Here is an 18589-nt window from a genome sequence, read left to right as displayed (position 1 = left end):
GAAGAAATCTCTTACCAAAATATTATCGATCGTTTTGTTCGTTATGCCAAGATTAATACTCGTTCAGATGAAAGTTGTGAGGATCAAATCCCTTCTACGGAAAGACAGGTCGTTTTTCTCAAAGACTTAGCGGAAGAGTTGAAGGAGCTCGGCCTATCAGATGTGGCATATCATAGCGATGATAGCTATGTGACGGCCTTGCTGCCAAGCAATGATCCTGACCATGCTTACCCTGTGATTGCCTTCTTTGCCCATGTGGATACAGCTGACTTCAACGCTGAGAACATCCAACCACAAGTGGTGAAAGATTATGATGGGGGCGTCATTCCCCTAGGCAACAGCTCTTATAGCCTGGACCCAGCAGTTTTTCCTAGCTTAAAGAACTACCTTGGTGAGACCTTGATCACTACCGATGGGACCACTCTTTTGGGGGCTGATGACAAGGCAGGACTTGTGGAAATTATTGAAGCAGCCCTCTATTTGATGGCGCATCCAGAAATTAAGCACGGCGATATTAAATTAGCCTTTGGACCCGACGAAGAGATCGGCATGGGAGCTACACGCTTCAATGTGGAACGTTTGGCTGCCGACTTCGCCTATACCATGGATGGGGGACCGCTTGGCGAATTACAATATGAAACCTTTAATGGGGCTAGCGCTCAATTGCACTTCTTTGGTAAAAATGTCCATCCTGGAACAGCCAAGGACCAGATGATTAATGCCCTACAAGTTGCTATGGACTTCCACGCGGCTCTACCTGAAGGGGCTCGCCCAGAAAAAACAGAAGGTCGGGAAGGCTTTTACCATCTCTTATCCTTGTCGGGAACGGTCGAAGAAGCTGAGGCCGCCTATATCATCCGCGACCATGATCGTGAGGCTTTTGAAGCTAAGAAAGATAAAATCTTGGCCCTAGAAAAAGATTTCAACAATCGTTTTGACCAAGAAGTCGTTAAGGTCGACCTGGCCGACCAATATTATAATATGGGCAGCATCCTGGCTGAAGATATGCGGCCTGTCCATCTCGCAGAGAAGGCCTTTGAGGCTGTGGGAATCGAAGCGGATATTGAAGCGGTTCGTGGGGGAACAGATGGCTCTATCCTGACTTATCGCGGCCTGCCTACGCCAAATATTTTTGCTGGCGGAGAGAATATGCATGGGCGCTATGAATATGTGTCGGTGCAAACCATGGAGAAAGCCATTCAAGTGATCTTAGCCATTGTTTCTTTAGCTAAAGACTATGACCAATTAAGTAAGGAGGTTTAGCATGACCTTGCATTTCCTGCGTATGACCGATACTTATTCTGATAAGTCGGCGGTCTATGCGGATATTGTGGCTGACTTAAGGAACCATCCCGACCGTCAAATCTTCTACCTGGTGCCTGACCATATGAAGTTCGATATGGAAGTCCAGGTCCTGGAAGCTATCCAAGGTCTGGCTAAGGGGGAAGAAGTAAGCGATGGGGCGAGTGGGATGATGCGGCTCCAGGTGATGAGCTTCGAACGTCTAGCCTGGCTTTTGCTCAAGGCAGACTGGCCCCATGACAAGCAAGCCCTGTCCTCTGTGGGGACCATGATGCTCTTGCGGAAGGTTCTCCATGATTTATTCGATGAGCTTAAACTTTACCGGGGCGAATTCAATAAAATTGGTTTTCTATCCGAACTGGCTGATCTTTTCCATGAATTGGAAATGGGGAATATCGATCCCGATTCTTTAGATGAAATCTTAGCCCAGGAAGATCCCCAGGTCTCCTCATTAAAAGCTCGCCAAGTGGATAAGCTAAAGGAATTAGCTATGATTTACCGCGCCTATGAGGCTGAGCAGGGGCGCTTTACTTTGGCTAGCCATGCCGTTTACCAAGCTCTCGATGAATATATCCGGTCAGAAGACATGAGCCAGGTGAGGGTGGTTATTGATGGCTTTTACCGCTTTACAGCGCGGCAGTTGCAGGTTATTGAGGCCTTCCTCCTTAAGGTCCCCAAGCTCGAAGTCATTCTGACAGCGGACCGGGCCTACCGCCAGTCGGGGCCAGCTTGGGATGATCTTTTTACCATTACAGGAGAGGCTTACCATCAAGTTTACGCTTTAGCCAAGAGCCATGATATTCCCGTGGCAGATGACCAGTTTGCGGGCCCCAATACAGCTTATGCGCCAGCTTTTGCTGGGCTGGATGAATACCTGCGTCAACGTAACCGTCAGGGGCAGCCCAATGAGCCTAAGGGAACAGCTGACTTAGCGAATCATCTAGAGATCTGGAAGTGTGAGTCGCCTTATGTAGAGAGCGAGCAAGTAGCCAATAAGATTTACCAATTGGTGGCTAGTGGCCGATACCGCTACAAAGATATCCAAATTCTGACGCGCGATGTGGACAAGTATCGTTATCAAATCCTGCCCTATTTAGAACAGAATGAAATCCCTTATTTTATTGACAATGCCGAAAGTATGCAGCGGCATCCCTTGTCACGTTTCTTGGATAGCTTGTATCGAATTTGGCGCTATAATTGGCGCTATCAGGATGTCTTTAACCTCTTGCGCAGTGAGCTCTTAATGCCGCTTGCTTACTTGGAGGCTGAGGACCGACAAAACGGCCAAAAGGCTTTTCGCCGGGTGGTAGATCAGACTGAGAATGTGGTTCTCAAGAATGGCTATGAGGGGCGGCGCTTCTGGCAGTCCGACTATGAGTGGTCCTACTTAGAGCTGGATGACCAGGGGCAAAAGATTGCCCGAGAGGCTGATCAAGTGATTGAAGAAGAGGCTAATCGCTTGAAAAATTTCCTCTTTAACAGTCTGGATCCGCTTTTTAAGACTTGGGAATCTTCCTTACCAACAAAGGAGGCTCTAACGACTTTCTACCGCACTTTGGAAAAATTGGGAATCCCTCAACAAGTTCTAAATTGGCGTGATGATCTGATTGATGCGGGGGATTTGGAACTGGCCCGCCATCATGAGCAAGCCTGGCAAGAGTTTGTCCAGATTTTGGATGAATATGTCTTACTTTTTGCTGAGGAAGACTTTTCGGTGGAGCTCTTCTTCGACCTCATCCAGGTAGCTTTCCGCGAAGCGAAGTACAGTATTGTGCCGCCTAGCCTAGATAGTGTGAGCATCTCAGGCTTGGATAGCCAGCGTTCAAGTGCTAAGCCGGTAACTTTTGTCCTGGGACTAACTCGGCAAAGTCTGCCCCGCCAATATGAGAACCACAGCCTCTTCAGTGATGAAGACCGCGATATGATTAGCCAGGGCTTGACGGACCTGCAATCACTAGCTGCCTCGACCCGACAAAAGACGCTGAATGAAGCTTTCATTGCTTACAAGACTTTTTTATCGGCCTATAACAAGCTCTACATCAGCTATCCCTATAATGAATTAGGGGAGAAGACTTCGAATATTTCGCCTTTCTTAGACCAAGTGCGCCAAGCTTATGGCTTAGAAGAGAAGCTCCATAGTTCGCAAAACTTAGTGCTCCAGGCCCATGAAGAGGTTCACCTGGGCAATTGGCGCAGCCAAGTTCACCACCTGGCCAGCAAGCTCTCCCTGGCTAAGATGCGCCGTGAGCAACTGCCGGCTAGCTACGCCTCCCTCTACCAACAAGTTAAGGCCCTCCGCCAGACCCATCCAGAGATTAAGAAGGTCTTAGCGGGTCTTGATTATAGTAACCAGGTCAAAAACTTGCCTGCCGACTTAGCCCAAGCCCTCTATGGTCAACCCTTGTTTACTTCTGTTTCGCAGTTGGAACTTTTTAATAAGGATCCCTTCTCTTATTACCTGGTCTACGGTTTACGACTAAGGGAAAGGGAGCGGATGCAGCTCGATCCCATTCAGACCGGGAACTACTACCATGGCCTCCTCCAGGCTTTCTTTGACCGTGTGCTAAAGGACCGGATCGCGATAGAAGATTTAAGTGCCGACCGAGTTTATAGCTTGTTGAAAGATTTGGTGGCCCAAGCTCTCGAAGATGAGGCCAATACCATTTTTACAACCAGTGCGCGTTTTAGCTGGATGAACCACTCTCTCAACCGGACGCTCTACCAAGTGATCCAACAAATCATTCGCCAACAGCGGGTAACTAAGCCGCGGATTCGGGCGAATGAATTATCTTTTGGTTTAGCGGGTAATTCCCAGAACAACCTGCCGGCTTATGAGCTTAGCCTAACTGAGGGACAGTCAGTCTTCTTGCGGGGCCGAATCGACCGCTTAGATACTTGGCAGTATGAAGGGATCGACTACCTGCAAGTGGTGGACTATAAATCGTCTAAGCAGTCTTACCAATTCCGGCATATCTATGAAGGCCTCTCCCTTCAACTCTTTGCCTATGCCCAAGTAGCTTTAAGGGCTGACCAAGGAGGAGAGGGGGCAGAAGTTTTTGGCACCTTCCACCAGCTTGTGTCTGACCAAGTCCGTCCCATCAAAAAAGAAGCCGATTTTCAAGGAACGGCCTTAGAAACCATGCCTAAAAATTATCAATTAACGGGCTATTATTTGGCTGATCTGGACCTGCTTCAAGCGATCGATCCGACAACCGATGAAAAAGAGAGCTCACTCAGCTATCCTTATAAATGGAATAAAAATTTTGTCCTAAAGAAAGATGCTTACGGCTTAAACCGCCAGGAATGGACCTGGCTCTTAGACTTTGTTGATGACAAGATCCGTCAGACCGCTCAAGCTATCCTAGAAGGCGAGATTGCACTGGCTCCCTTGCGCCAGGATAAGGAAAGTCTCTATATTCCGTCCCTCCAGTACCCACTGAATGCGATTGCCTGTTTTGATCCAGTTGATGGGGGCAACCGCTACCGGGATTGGGGCTTGACGGCTAATGACCGCCAGACCTTCTTCCAAGAAATCCAGCAAGCACTTGAAGAGAAAGGAGCTTTAGATGATGAAAGATCCTAAGCGTCTGACTGAGCTGCCCTTGCAGAGCGAAGGGGATCGGCAGACGCCTGAACAATGGCAGGCTACCTACCAGGAGGGGGATAATCTACTGGTCGCAGCCTCTGCCGGGTCAGGGAAGACCCGGGTTTTAGTGGAACGCATCCTCCAAAAATTAAAACGTGGCTATCAGCTGCTCGACTTCCTCGTGGTAACCTTTACAGAATTAGCAGCCAGTGAGATGAAGGACCGGATTGAAGCAGAACTCAAGATGGCTATTAACCAAGCCACGGATGAAGACCTGCGCCGCCACTTAACCGTACAAATAGGCCAGGTCAGTCAGGCTCATATTTCTACTATCGATGCTTTCTGCCGGCAAGTTATCCAGCGCTTCTATTATTTAATCGAGATGGATCCTAACTACCGCCTGGTGACGGATGTGACGGAGAATTTTTTGATTAAAGATGAAGTTTGGCAGCGGCTGAAGGAGGAGCGCTTAGCGAGCAATGATGAGGCTTATCTCTTAGTTGCCGAGAATTTCAGTGATGGCCGGCGCGATGAGGGCATTGACCAGTTGATCTTTGACCTCTATGACAAGGCCCGGTCCCATGCTGATCCTAAGGCTTGGCTAGAGTCATTGCTGGCTTATTACCATACGGCTGACTCCTATGACCAATCGCCTCTCTTCCAGGAAGCTGTGAAACCCGAGATCCACCGGCAATTAGCTGACATCAAGGCGCGTTTGATCCGTATTGATAATGACTTGCCCCGCTACTTAGCGCCTGGTTTTGAGAAAATGTCGGAAGCTGGTCTGCAATTACAAATTAAACAGGTGTCTGGCCTAGTCGAGGGCTTAGACCAGATGACCTACCAAGACTTATTTGAAAGCTTCCAATCTCGTCCTTGGCCTAGTTTGCCGCGTCGAAGCAAGAAAGACTTCGAAGATGATGATGAGATCTATGCTTTGAGCGCAAACTACAAGGAACGAATTGACCAGGTTAAAGCGGATTATGAGAAATTGCAGGCCGACTGGTTGGCTTTTTCCGACCAGAGTCAAAAATGGATGCTCGACCAGTCCGGAAACTTGGCCCAAGCTTTAGTTGAAACTGTCATTGCCTTCATCGATGCCATGGCAGCCTACCGTGACCAGGAAAATGTCTTAGACTTTGCGGAAATCGAACTGCGCGCTTATGCGATTTTGACTTCTGATGGCGGTGAGAATGAGGCACGCGCATACTACCAAGAACGCTTTTCTGAAATTATGGTCGATGAGTACCAGGATGTGAACGAACTCCAGGATGCGATCTTGACCACTATGTCCCGCCAAGGCTATGACAATAATATGTTCATGGTGGGCGATGTCAAGCAGAGCATCTACCGCTTCCGTTTCGCTGAACCCGGGCTCTTTGTCGGGAAGTATAAGGCTTATGCGGAGGGGAAAGGGGGGCAGCGGATCGATCTGTTGAAGAATTTCCGTAGCCGCCATGATGTTCTGCACTTAACAAATTATGTCTTTAGGCAGTTGATGGCGGATGATATTGGCCAGGTCCTTTATGATGACCAGGCTCAACTGATTACGGGCTATACAGCTTATCCAGACCAGGCCCAGATGATTCCTGAATTATTAATTTTTGATAGTCAAGACCTGGACCAGGTCGAAGATGACTTAGAGGATAGTGATGCTGGCCAGGCAGAATTGATCGCCCAACGCATCCAAACTATGATCGAATCGGGCTTTCCCATCTATGACAAGGCCTCAGGGGAAGAGCGTCCCATCCGCTATGATGATATCGTCATCCTCAGCCCAACGCGCAAGCACCACTTACAGGTAGAGGAAGTCTTTAAGCGCTATCAAATCCCTCTGGCCCTGGATAAGTTGACCAATTACTTTAAGCGGACAGAGATTATGATTATGGTCAACCTGCTTAAGATTATTGACAATCCCTACCAAGATATTCCCTTAGTTTCTGTTCTCCGTTCGGCTATTGTAGGCTTGGATGAAGTCGACCTGGCTAAGATTCGCCTCGTTGATAAGTCCGTCCATTACTATGAGGCTCTTTTAGCTTATATGGAGACCGCCGACCGCCGGACAAGCTTGTTTAAGAAGGTCCAGCATTTTATGGCATCCTTGGAGACTTGGCGGCAATACTCCCGCCAGCAAGCGATCGCTGCTTTGATTTGGCGGATCTACCAGGATACGGCCTTCTTGTCTTATGTGGCTGCCATGCCCAATGGTATCCAGCGACAGAGTAACCTGCACGGCTTTTACAAGCAAGCCGAACAATTTGAAGCCAAGCAATTTAGGGGGCTCTTCCAATTTATCCGCTTTATTGAGATGATCTATGAGCGGGATAATGACTTGGAAAGTCCTCAATTGGTCGATCCAGACCAGAATGTTGTCCAATTGATGACCGTCCATGCCAGTAAGGGTCTGGAATTTCCAGTCGTCTTCTACTTGAACTTGTCCAAGGGCTTTAACCGCCAGGATTTTCAAGCTAATGTCATTGTCAATGATAAAGTGGGCCTTGGCCTCAAGGTTAATGACCGCCAAGAGCAAATCTCTTACACCAGTGCCTTGCATAAAATGGCTGGCCTAGAAGCTAAAGAAGAGAGCCTGGCAGAAGAAATGCGGAAATTGTATGTGGCCTTTACCCGGGCTGAACAAAAATTAATCTTAGTGGCCAGTGTGGATGATGGGGAGAAGGCCTTGGCGAGCTGGACCCATCCGGCAGTGGGTGAAGAACGCCTGGCCAAGAGCTATCGCTTAGGAGCCAGGAGCCTTTTGGATTGGATCGGTCCGGCTATTGTCCGTCATCCGGATGTACAGAAGGATTTTAGGGGAAGTATAGAGGGTGCCGAGTCATTAGAGCCAAAAGATCCTTTCCATATCAAGTTAGCTTTTGTGAATGGTGAAGATTTAGTGAGAGACCGCGACCACTTTCTCCATGGGGGGCGTGAAAGAGAGAGGAATTCAGATGAACAGGCTAGGGCTGACCAGGTCTTATTAGTTCCTGAGGCAGACTACCGCTACCCCTATCATCTGGCCACGCAAACTGCTAGCTACCAATCGGTGAGTGAGCTCAAACGTCTCTTGCAGGAACCACTCGACCATGAATTAGCAGTATGGGAAGATGGCCAAGTCCGTCCTCGAAAGCCTGCCCGCCGTTATGTGAATCCGGACTGGGAGCGGCCTCATTTTATCCAAACGGAAGAGCAGGCTGACCCCCGTGCGATTGGATCAGCGGCCCACTTGCTTATGCAGTGGCTACCCCTCGACCAGTCGCCCAGTGCCCAGGCTTTTGAAGCCCTCTTTGACCGCTTGGTAGACCAAGGGGCCCTAGAAGCTTCCCTTGAGGCAGAGCTTGACTTTGACCGCTTGGCCGCTTTCTATGAAACGGATACCGGTCGCTGGCTGCTCAGCAAAAAAGACCAGCTATACCGTGAAAAGAGCTTCTCACTCCTGATGCCAGCTAAGGAAATCTTCTACGACCTGGAAGCTTCGGACAAGCTGCTCATCCACGGGACCATCGATGGCTTCGTCGTTTTAGAAGATTCACTGGTACTCTATGATTTCAAGACGGACCGTTTGGCCTATCTTTCTATGGACCAGCAAGCAGAACGCTTTGCGGAACGCTATCAGGTGCAAATGGATATCTATGCAAGAGCCCTAGAGAATATCTACCAGAAGCCTGTCCAAGACAAGTGGATCATTGCTTTAGAAAATTTAAAGACATTTTCTTTAAAATAGACTTGTCTTCATGAAAGATTATGTGCTATAATATTCTTGTTGTTATTTATAGCACATGCGGGTGTAGTTTAGTGGTAAAACAGTAGCTTCCCAAGCTATCGTCGCGAGTTCGATTCTCGTCACCCGCTTAATAAGACCCATTCAAGTGAGGAAGTTTTCCTCACTTTTTTTCATAAGAGGAGGCTTTTGATGAAATATTATGCGGTGCGTAAGGGCCGGAAACCTGGTATTTATCGGTCTTGGGCAGAGTGCCAGGACCAAGTTTCTGGCTATCCGAATGCTGAATTCAAATCCTTTAAAGACAAGGCTGAGGCCGAGGCTTTCTTGGGGAAGGCTTCAAGTTCTCAGCCCCGTAGAGCTGAGATGGAAGCCTATGTCGATGGCTCTTACCAGCCAAAGACCAAGACTTATGGTTACGGTGGTGTGATCCTCTACCAGGGCCAGGAATTGACCTATAAGGGCGGAGGCAAAAAAGCAGAGCTCCTTAAGATGCGGAATGTCTCAGGGGAAATGATTGCTGCTATGAAGGCAGTCGTCTATGCCCTCGACCAAGGAGTGAATCACTTAGCTCTCTACTATGACTACGCTGGAATTGAGAAGTGGGCGACTGGGGACTGGCAAGCTAAGAATGCTTATACCCAAGCCTATCGTGACTTTATGCAAGAGAAGGGCAAGCAGGTCCAGATTCACTTCCATAAAGTTGCTGCCCACACTGGTAACCGCTATAATGAATGGGCAGACCAGCTGGCTAAAGCGGGTAGCCAGAAGGTCCAAGAAGATTGAAAGGAGCCTTAAGATGTGGATTGCTTGCTTAATTATTGTCTTGAGCCTAGTCCTTGACCAAGTCGTTAAGGGGTGGACCGTGAGTCACTTGGCCCTACTCGAGAGCCAGCCTCTCATTCCTCAAGTGTTATCGCTCCAGTACATCCAAAATCGCGGAGCAGCTTGGGGCATGTTGGAAGGGCAGATGGGCTTCTTCTTTGTCATCACCCTTGTGGTCGTGGCTGTCCTAGCCTATACCCTTTATAAAGAGAGAAATCAGGCCCTTTTGTTGCGTCTAGCTCTCAGTCTAATGATCGGTGGGGCGCTAGGTAACTTTATTGACCGCATGAGACTCGGTTATGTGGTGGATATGTTCCGTTTAGACATTATTGATTTTCCTATTTTCAATGTGGCGGATATTTGTTTGACCCTAGGCGTCTTTTTGTGCTTAATTTACTTATTATTTTTTGAGGGGGATGACCATGCTAAGCATTCATGATAAGTGGACGGTGGACCAAGACCAGGGGCGCTTAGACCGCTACCTGGCTGAAATTTACCCCCAACATAGCCGCAGTGAAATTAAGACTTGGATTCAAGAGGCTGCAGTCAAGGTGAACCAAGGAGTCGTTAAGGCTTCCTATAAGGTTGAAGCTGGGGATGTCATTAGTGTGGACCTAGACCAGGAAGACCAGGTACTCCATATAGAAGCAGAAGCCATCGATTTGGACATTATTTATGAAGATGATGCCTTCTTGGTGGTCAATAAGACCCAGGGGCAGGTTGTCCATCCTTCGCCTGGCCATGAAGGGGGCACCCTGGTCAATGCCTTGGTCTACCATTGCGACCACTTATCGGACTGCGGGGAAAGTTTCCGCCCCGGAATTGTCCACCGTATTGATAAGGACACGAGTGGGCTCTTAGTGGTCGCTAAGACCAACCAGGCCCACCAAGCACTGACCCAGCAAATTCAAGATAAGACACTGAAACGGGAGTACCTGGCCCTCGTTTACGGGCAAATCTTTGAACAATCTGGAACAATTGACGCTGGGATCCGCCGCCATCCCGTTCATCGCACCCGCTTTGAAGTTTCAGAAGAGGGGCGGCCGGCCCGGACCCATTTCCAGCTCTTACACCAGTATGGTGGATATAGTCTCCTGTCCTTAGTTTTGGAAACAGGACGCACGCATCAAATCCGCGTTCATTTAGACTTTATTGGTCATCCGGTCGTAGACGACCCCTTATATGCCAAGGGCCACCAGCAAGATTTTTTCGATGATAAAGGCCAGCTCCTCCACGCCCACCGTTTGACTCTCAAGCATCCTGTGACGGGGGAAGAAATGTGCTTTGAAGCGGATTTGCCCGACCACTTCCAAAATATTTTAGGAGCTATTTAAGCACTAAATTCATTTTACAAGCGCCGGGATCTTTAGTAGAATGATTGAGTATAAGCTTTGCAGAGAGGAGAGAAGCCAGATGACAACAGGAATTTGGATTTTAATTGTAATTTTAGCCTTAGTTGCTGGGATTGCTATCGGCATTTATATTGCACGTCGTACGATGGACAGCTATTTTGAGAAGAATTCACCTATCTCAGAAGATATGATCCGTCAAATGATGGCATCCATGGGACAAAAGCCTTCTGAAAAACGAGTGCGCCAAATTATGAATTCAATGAAAACAAGCCATAAAAAATAAACATAGTCCGCTTGCCAGCTTTTGTCTCTGCCCTCTATAAGGGCTTCCTAGCTGACAAGTGGGTGTTTTTTAATTAAAGGGGGCCGGTCGCTGATGTACCGTTTTTTTGTGATTTTGATTCGTTGGCTGTTGCGTGTGGTGAACGGTAAGCCGCACTATGAATTCCATCCCGACTATTCGGCCGATGAAACCTATGTTGTGGTGAGCCCACACCGTTCCTTACTGGATCCACCGGTGATTGCGGCCGCCTTGTATCCAGATACGGTTTTCTTTTTAGCAAAAAAGGAACTCTTTGATATTCCGGTCTTTGGTTGGTTGATCCGCAAGGCGGGCATGATTCCGATCGACCGGTCCAAACCAGGTCGGGCTGCGATGAAAGAATGCTTAAAAGAATTGAAGGCAGGCCACAATATTGGGATCTTTCCCACCGGCTCCCGTTATTCTGCAAAAATCAAGCCCGGGGCCTCCATGCTGGCTGGCATGAGTAAGAAACGACTCTTGCCGGTCGTTTACCAGGGCCCTTTAGAAGTCAAGGGGCTCTTTAGCCGGAAAGCAGAAAATCGGGTGAAGGTTCGGGTCGGCGCCCCTATCGACTTGCCAGATAAGAAACGTTTAAAGGATGAAGATCTAGAGGCCTTAGATAAGGCCATTGCGACAGCTTTTGAAGTTACAGACGCCGCCCTTGATCCGACCTATCACTATGACATCGAGGGGGCCCAGGCCAAGCATAAGCAGAAGAATAAATAAAAGTAAGAGGCTGGGACTTAGTTTTCGGTCTCTTTTACTTTATCCTGCTATTCTCAGGATAGCGCCATGAAATTCTATTTGTGTTATAATGTATTAATAGGAATAGAGTTTGGGGGAATGAGCATGAAGTGGAGTATTCCGACAAAAACCATAGCAGAAGGACGTAAACTCTCTGATGAGGGACGGGTGACTAAGGTCTATCCGGTAGAAGCAGAGAATGTTTGGCGCGCAGAAGTGATTGATGACCAGAAATATTATGTCATCCTCGATGGTTCGGGTAAAGAAGAAGATATTTGCCAGTGTGATGAATGGTTCAAGAAGCATTTTTGTGTCCACACTGTAGCCGTTGAGCTCTTCTTACAAGACCATTCAGTAGTCCGGGCGATGAAATTTAGCCAGCGTCCCTTGTTCTACTATCCAGCAGACCTTTACGACGAGAGCGAGACCTGTGAGCAAGTCTATCAGGAATTTTACCAACATTTTATTGAAGAAGAGACGGCTGATTATTTTGGGCCTCTATTGGTTGAAATCGAACTTTATGATGAACAAAACATACCCTTTAGCCAGGATAATGATAGCCTCTTCTACTTGCGACTGCGGCTAGGGATTGATACGAGCTATTATGTGAACGACCTGGAGGCTTTCTTTCAAGCCTTGGTCAGTGGGGGAAGCTTCAACTTGCAGAACCATAATAATGACCAGGTCTGCTTGCGCCAGGAATGCTTTGATCCAGATATGTACGCCTTCTTGAATAGTCTAGCTGAGGATTTTTTACGGCATAAGCACTGGGAGAATACAATCGCCCATGTTCCTTCGACCAAGAAGAACCAGCAGCGCCTCTATCTCAATGAGGAGGAATTAATCGCCTTACTCAAGAGTGATCTGATTAAACATGTCTTTATTGCTAATCAGGAGCTTGAGGATTTTAGCCTGATTGAAAATGACCGGCCCATCCTCTATAATATTGCCTATGATGGTGAAATTTATCGTTTGACCCAGCTTCAAGAGGCTAAGTGGTATCGTTATTACGGTTTGATTTTTAATGGGGAAGATTTTTACCATATTGGGGGCGATGATAAGTATTTCGATGCTATGTCGATTATCCAGGATAACTTTGTCTTAAATCGTTTTAAATTAGACTTTAAGCCGGAAGAAATGAAAAATTTCTTTTCCCTCTTTGGTCGCCTATTGCTGGAACACAGTCTGGTAAAGAATGTCACTGTGCTGGACTTCGCCCCTCTTCTAGATCTAGACTGCCAGCTTGAAATTGGGGCCAGCCAGGGACGGCTAGAACTGGCCCTGGCCTTCCACTATGGCGACTACATGCTCTCCGATGATCCGATTGAAACGGACCTACCTGAAGATAAAATCCTTTTACGCCAGCTAGCAGATGAATTGGACGCTGAAGCCTTCTTACGTGCTTATGGTTTTACTAAGGAAAATTATTATTACTGTAAAGACTACGGGTCGATCGACCAGATGATGAGGGACTTGCAGCGTTTTGAACAATATCTGCCTGAAGATTGGAAGATTAGCTATACCAAGAACTTGGAGAGCTGGCAGTCTAATGATATTGAGGTTGAAGTGGTAACTGAGCAGAATAAGCAACACCGCTTCCTGACCATTGATTTTGAAACGGATGATATCAATGAGCATGAGATTGACCGGATTATTGAACGGCTCCAAGCTAATGAACGCTTCATGCAATTAGAGGATGGCCGGATTATTAATGTGAACCAGGTCTTTACGGAAGACCAGAACCGCATGCTCAAACAATTGAAACAGCAGAATAAGCAGTGGAAGAATGGGGACCCGATCCCGATCTATCAGAGCTTGCTCTTTGCGGACCTCTTGAACAGTCAGGCGGATTTTGAAGCCTTCTATGAGGATATCATGCATCCAGACCAGGAAGACTACCGACCCAATCCACGACTGAAGACCGAGCTTTCCGACTACCAGCAATATGCGGTTCAGTGGTTCAAGGTTTTAGCCAAGTACCAATTAGGTGGTCTGCTTGCTGATGAAATGGGGTTAGGGAAGACCGTTCAAACCATCGCCTTCTTACTGGATTACTTGGAAGAACATCCTTCGGGCCAGGTCCTCATTGTTGCGCCAGCTTCGGTACTCTATAACTGGTACCATGAACTTGACCGCTTTGCCCCAAGCTTGGAAGCTGTAGTGATCGATGGTTCTGCTGAGGAAAGGGAACAAATGCGTGAGGAAGGCCAAGGGAAGATTTGGATCTCATCTTATTCTTCCTACCGCAATGACCAAGTAGCCTACCAGGACTACTTTTTCGATGTTTTAATCTTGGATGAAGCCCAAGCCCTGAAGAACAATCGAACCGTTCTCTACCAATCCTTTATGCAGCAAAAGTCTGGCTTGCGGATTGCCTTGTCGGGGACACCGCTTGAAAATAACCTGCAAGAATTCTGGTCCCTCATGCAAATTATCCTGCCCGGACTCCTGCCTGCTCGACGCGATTACCAGCAATTATCGGTTGACCAGATCCGTAAGCGTGTCCAACCCTTCGCTCTCAGACGGACTAAGGCGGATGTTTCCCTGGAATTACCAGAAAAACGGAGTTCCGACCGCTATGCTGGGATGACAGCCGAACAGAAAAATATTTACCTGGCTTATCTTAAGGACATCCAAGAACAATTGGCAGAAGGCAACTTCGACAGTGGGCGGACACGGATGGAAATGCTGGCGGCGATTACACGCTTGCGGCAAATTTGTTGCCATCCCCGTTTAATTGACCCTGATTCTGAAGCAGGTTCTGGGAAGTTTGACTACTACCGCAACTTATTGGACCGGGTCCTCCAAGATGACAAGCGCGTCTTAGTCTTCTCCCAATTCACCTCCATGCTGGATATCTTGGAAGAAGATTTAAAGGCTGAAGGGGTGACCTATTTCCGCATTGACGGTCAAACCAAGAAGGGGGACCGACAAAGTCAAGTTGACGCCTTCAACCATGGTGAAGGCTCAGTCTTCCTCATTTCCTTACGGGCAGGCGGTGTTGGGATAAACCTGACGGGTGCGGATACAGTCTTCCTCTATGACCTCTGGTGGAATCCCTCGATTGAGGAACAAGCCATTGGTCGGGCCCACCGGATTGGTCAGAAGAAGAATGTTCAAGTCTACCGGATGATCACTGAGGGAACGATTGAGCAACGGATTGCTGAGCTGCAAGAAGAAAAACGTAATCTCTTTGAACAGCTCTTCGATGAAGAAGCCAAAGATTCCGACCACCTTTCTATGGAAGACTTGAAGTATATTTTAGACTATGAAGAGAAATAGAAAAGGGACTTGCCTTCAAGTTCGTCATGTGCTATAATCTTCTAGTGCCTTTAGAGCATGAAATGTCACACCCTATGGATTGGAACGCATGGTGCTCATTGAGAGTTGCGTTCAATTGAAGTAGGGGCGGAATAAAACCAAATAGGAGGAATTTTTAATGGCAGTTGTAAGTATGAAACAATTATTAGAAGCAGGGGTTCACTTCGGACACCAAACACGTCGCTGGAACCCAAAAATGGACCGTTACATCTTTACAGAACGTAATGGCATCTACATCATCGATTTACAACAAACAGTTAAATTAATCGATGAAGCCTACAACTATGTACGCGATCTTGCAGCAAATGATGGGGTCGTTCTCTTCGTAGGGACTAAGAAACAAGCCCAACAATCAATTGAAGATGAAGCAACTCGCTGCGGTCAATACTATGTTAACCATCGTTGGTTAGGTGGGACTTTGACTAACTGGGAAACCATCCAAAAACGTGTACGCCGCATGAAAGATATTGACCGTATGGAAGAAGACGGCACTTTCGATGTGCTACCTAAGAAAGAAGTTCTTGAACTCGAAAAAGAACGTGAAAAATTACAAAATAACTTGGGCGGTATCGCTGACATGCCACGTATTCCAGACGTGATGTTTGTGGTAGACCCTCGTAAAGAACACATTGCAATCAAGGAAGCACATAAGTTAAATATTCCTGTGATCGCTATGGTTGATACCAACTGCGACCCAGATGAAGTAGACTATGTGATTCCTTCAAACGATGACGCTATCCGTGCGGTTAAATTAATTAGCCAAACGATTGCGGAAGCTGTCATTGAAGGACGTCAAGGCCTTGACGAAGAAGAAGCCGCTGAAGAAGCAGCTGTATCAAACGAAGACCTTGAAGCTGTTGCAGCTAAGATGCAAGGTGAAGAAGAAGCTGACCAAGACTAATTCAGTCTCGACTTTGGACTGTAAATCTTGCAGTCTTTAGCAAAATAGAGTAAAATTAGTTTGGAGTATAGAGCTATCTTGTAAGGACGATAAAGCTGTGAGTAGGCTGTACTTATGAGATAGCTCTTTTTAAAAAGATGACAATCAATCGAGGAGGATTTATAGATGGCAATTACTGCAAAACAAGTTAAAGAATTACGTGATCGAACAGGCGTTGGGATGATGGACGCTAAGAAGGCCCTCCAAGAAGTAGATGGCGATATGGACAAGGCTATCGACTACTTGCGTGAAACAGGCCAAGCTAAAGCTGCGAAAAAGGCAGGCCGTATTGCTGCTGAAGGTTTAGCTAAAGTTCTGGTTAAGGGCAATGACGCAGTGATCGTTGAATTAAACGCTGAAACTGACTTCGTTGCTAAGAACGAAAAATTCCAAAACATGTTGAATGCAATTGCTGAAGCCCTATTAGAAGCAAAACCTAGCTCATTAGAAGATGCAATGACTAGCGTACAAGTTGACGGAACCCAACTTGATGAATACATGAGCCAAATGATTTCCGTTATTGGTGAGAACTTAAACCTACGTCGTTTCACTATCTTTTCTAAAACAGATGGCCAACACTTCGGTCAATACTCTCACTTAGGGGGTAAGATTGCTGTTTTAGTTACAGTTGACGGTGGCGATGAAGAAGTTGCAAGCAATGTTGCGATGCACATCGGCGGGATCAACCCACAATACATCGATGAAAATTCTGTCCCTGAAGAAGTGGTTGAACATGAACGTGAAGTTCTTACCGAACAATCACTTAACGAAGGCAAACCAGAAAAAATTGTTCACAAGATGGTTGAAGGACGTCTCCGTAAATTCTTCTCAGAAATCTGCTTAGTGGACCAAGACTACCTATTAGATGGTGACCAAACAGTGGGTCAATACCTCAGCTCTAAGGCTGCTTCAGTTGTTGACTTCCGTCGCTATGAAGTTGGCGAAGGCATTGAAAAACAAGAAGAAGACTTTGCTGCTGAAGTTCAAAGTCAAATGGGTAAATAATTAGATGTAATTCGCCGTTTTAACGGTAGCAGATGGGTTGGGATTTCTTTTCCCAACCTTTTTCATAAGGAGATTGAAAATAAAATGGCAGAACCAATGTACAAGCGCGTGGTATTAAAGTTAAGTGGTGAAGCTTTGGCGGGAGATGATGGCTTTGGTATCAATCCTGCCGTGATGAAAAAAATTGCTAGTGAAATTAAAAGCGTCCATGAGCTAGGGGTTGAAATCGCTATTGTTGTCGGCGGTGGCAATATCTGGCGTGGAGTAACTGGTGAACAAATGGGCATGGACCGGGCCCAAGCCGACCATATGGGGATGCTGGCAACGATTATGAATGCCCTAGGACTCCAAGACTGTTTGCAGAATGTAGGCGTTCCTTCGCGGGTTCAAACTTCCATTGAAATGCGGGAAGTTGCTGAACCTTATATTCGGCTTCGTGCGATTCGTCACTTAGAGAAGGGGCGTGTGGTCATCTTTGCAGGGGGGACAGGGAATCCTTTCTTCTCGACAGATACTGCTTCGGCTCTGAGAGCAGCTGAGATTGAAGCCGATGTGATCTTGATGGCTAAAAACGGTGTGGATGGGGTCTATTCTGCTGACCCTCAAGTCGATACCGATGCTATCAAGTACACCGACTTAACCCACTTAGACGTGATTAATAAGAATCTACGTGTAATGGATTCCACGGCCTCAACCTTGAGTATGGATAATGACATTCCGCTTGTCGTCTTTAACTTAAATGAACCAGGAAATATTCGCCGCGTTGTCATGGGCGAACCGATTGGTACAACTGTAAAGGGGTAGAAATTATGGCAATCAATACATTAATCAAAGATACTGAAAACCGTATGAAGAAGTCTGAAGAATCCTTGCGAGGCGAACTGGCTCGGATTCGAGCTGGAGTGGCCAACGCTAGCTTACTCTCAGGCATTGAAGTGGACTACTATGGGGCGCCAACACCGCTCCAATCCATTGCTTCAATTACCATCCCAGAGGCTCGGATGTTAGTGGTAACACCTTACGATAAATCCGCTTTGGAAAACATTGAACACGCTATCAATGCTTCAGATATTGGTATTGCGCCAACAAATGATGGGGATAAGATCCGCCTTGTTATCCCTGCCTTGACCACAGAGCGCCGCCAAGAGCTTTCTAAATTAGTGGGCAAGGACCTGGAAGACGCCAAGGTGGCTGTCCGTCATATCCGCCGTGATGCTATCGACACCATCAAAAAAGCGGAAAAAGATAGCGAAATTACGGAAGATGACCAACGTCGGATGGAAGAGGACGTGCAAAAGGTCACTGACCAAAGTATTGCTCGTTTAGAAGATATCGCTAAAGAAAAAGAAGAAGAAATTCTCAATGGCTAGTTAGCCTCTGGGAAGAGCCTGGACCCGTCCAGGCTTTTTCTTTTTTACTCTTTTAAGTAAATTTCACTTAAAAATCCAAGAATAATTTTTTTTGCTGTGAATCTATGGTAAGATAGACAAGA

13 protein-coding genes and 1 tRNA gene are annotated in these 18589 nt (G+C 47.0%); all 14 read left to right on the top strand.

Going from position 1 to position 18589, the window contains the following annotated elements:
- The first annotated feature begins 6 nt into the window (after window positions 1–6).
- The 14 genes from pepT (at window position 7) to frr (ending at window position 18467) form a co-directional block, all read left to right on the top strand.
- The gene (gene pepT, locus QP860_RS01670) at window positions 7–1263 is read left to right on the top strand and encodes a peptidase T (protein ID WP_070617129.1); all 1257 of its coding nucleotides are present in this window, start codon (window positions 7–9) and stop codon (window positions 1261–1263) included.
- 1 nt (window position 1264) lies between these two features.
- Window positions 1265–4885 (top strand): PD-(D/E)XK nuclease family protein, encoded by a 3621-nt coding sequence (locus QP860_RS01665; RefSeq protein ID WP_070617010.1) that lies wholly within the window; start codon window positions 1265–1267, stop codon window positions 4883–4885.
- Window positions 4872–8609: a helicase-exonuclease AddAB subunit AddA gene (gene addA, locus QP860_RS01660; RefSeq protein WP_168166225.1), complete on the top strand. Its 3738-nt coding sequence runs from the start codon at window positions 4872–4874 to the stop codon at window positions 8607–8609. The genes QP860_RS01665 and addA overlap by 14 nt, the downstream gene beginning before the upstream one ends.
- A gap of 57 nt (window positions 8610–8666) precedes the next feature.
- A tRNA-Gly gene (locus tag QP860_RS01655) sits at window positions 8667–8737 on the top strand.
- A gap of 61 nt (window positions 8738–8798) precedes the next feature.
- Window positions 8799–9392: a ribonuclease H1 domain-containing protein gene (locus QP860_RS01650; protein ID WP_070617011.1), complete on the top strand. Its 594-nt coding sequence runs from the start codon at window positions 8799–8801 to the stop codon at window positions 9390–9392.
- 13 nt (window positions 9393–9405) lie between these two features.
- The gene (gene lspA / locus QP860_RS01645) at window positions 9406–9870 is read left to right on the top strand and encodes a signal peptidase II (protein WP_070617012.1); all 465 of its coding nucleotides are present in this window, start codon (window positions 9406–9408) and stop codon (window positions 9868–9870) included.
- Window positions 9854–10765, top strand: a complete 912-nt coding sequence (locus QP860_RS01640; RefSeq protein ID WP_336619998.1) for an RluA family pseudouridine synthase — start codon at window positions 9854–9856, stop codon at window positions 10763–10765. The genes lspA and QP860_RS01640 overlap by 17 nt, the downstream gene beginning before the upstream one ends.
- A 79-nt stretch (window positions 10766–10844) precedes the next feature.
- Window positions 10845–11066 (top strand): YneF family protein, encoded by a 222-nt coding sequence (locus QP860_RS01635; protein ID WP_067976039.1) that lies wholly within the window; start codon window positions 10845–10847, stop codon window positions 11064–11066.
- A 93-nt stretch (window positions 11067–11159) separates the two neighbouring features.
- On the top strand, window positions 11160–11813 hold the full coding sequence (locus tag QP860_RS01630; protein ID WP_284912071.1) for a lysophospholipid acyltransferase family protein: 654 nt from the start codon (window positions 11160–11162) through the stop codon (window positions 11811–11813).
- 123 nt (window positions 11814–11936) lie between these two features.
- Window positions 11937–15113 (top strand): SNF2-related protein, encoded by a 3177-nt coding sequence (locus QP860_RS01625; protein ID WP_284912070.1) that lies wholly within the window; start codon window positions 11937–11939, stop codon window positions 15111–15113.
- 157 nt (window positions 15114–15270) lie between these two features.
- Window positions 15271–16053, top strand: coding sequence for a 30S ribosomal protein S2 (rpsB, locus tag QP860_RS01620; protein WP_070617016.1), 783 nt, complete (start codon window positions 15271–15273; stop codon window positions 16051–16053).
- A gap of 165 nt (window positions 16054–16218) precedes the next feature.
- Window positions 16219–17097: a translation elongation factor Ts gene (gene tsf, locus QP860_RS01615; RefSeq protein ID WP_070617017.1), complete on the top strand. Its 879-nt coding sequence runs from the start codon at window positions 16219–16221 to the stop codon at window positions 17095–17097.
- An 84-nt stretch (window positions 17098–17181) separates the two neighbouring features.
- Window positions 17182–17901, top strand: coding sequence for a UMP kinase (gene pyrH, locus QP860_RS01610; protein ID WP_070617018.1), 720 nt, complete (start codon window positions 17182–17184; stop codon window positions 17899–17901).
- A gap of 5 nt (window positions 17902–17906) precedes the next feature.
- Entirely contained in the window at window positions 17907–18467 is a 561-nt protein-coding gene (gene frr / locus QP860_RS01605; RefSeq protein ID WP_067976061.1) for a ribosome recycling factor, read from the top strand.
- Window positions 18468–18589: the final 122 nt, after the last annotated feature.

It is taken from the genome of Aerococcus sp. UMB1112A (assembly GCF_030230715.1).
In the GTDB taxonomy this organism is placed as follows: domain Bacteria; phylum Bacillota; class Bacilli; order Lactobacillales; family Aerococcaceae; genus Aerococcus.
Note: the sequence above shows the minus strand (reverse complement) of the source record. Positions and strands in the feature narration are given on the sequence as shown.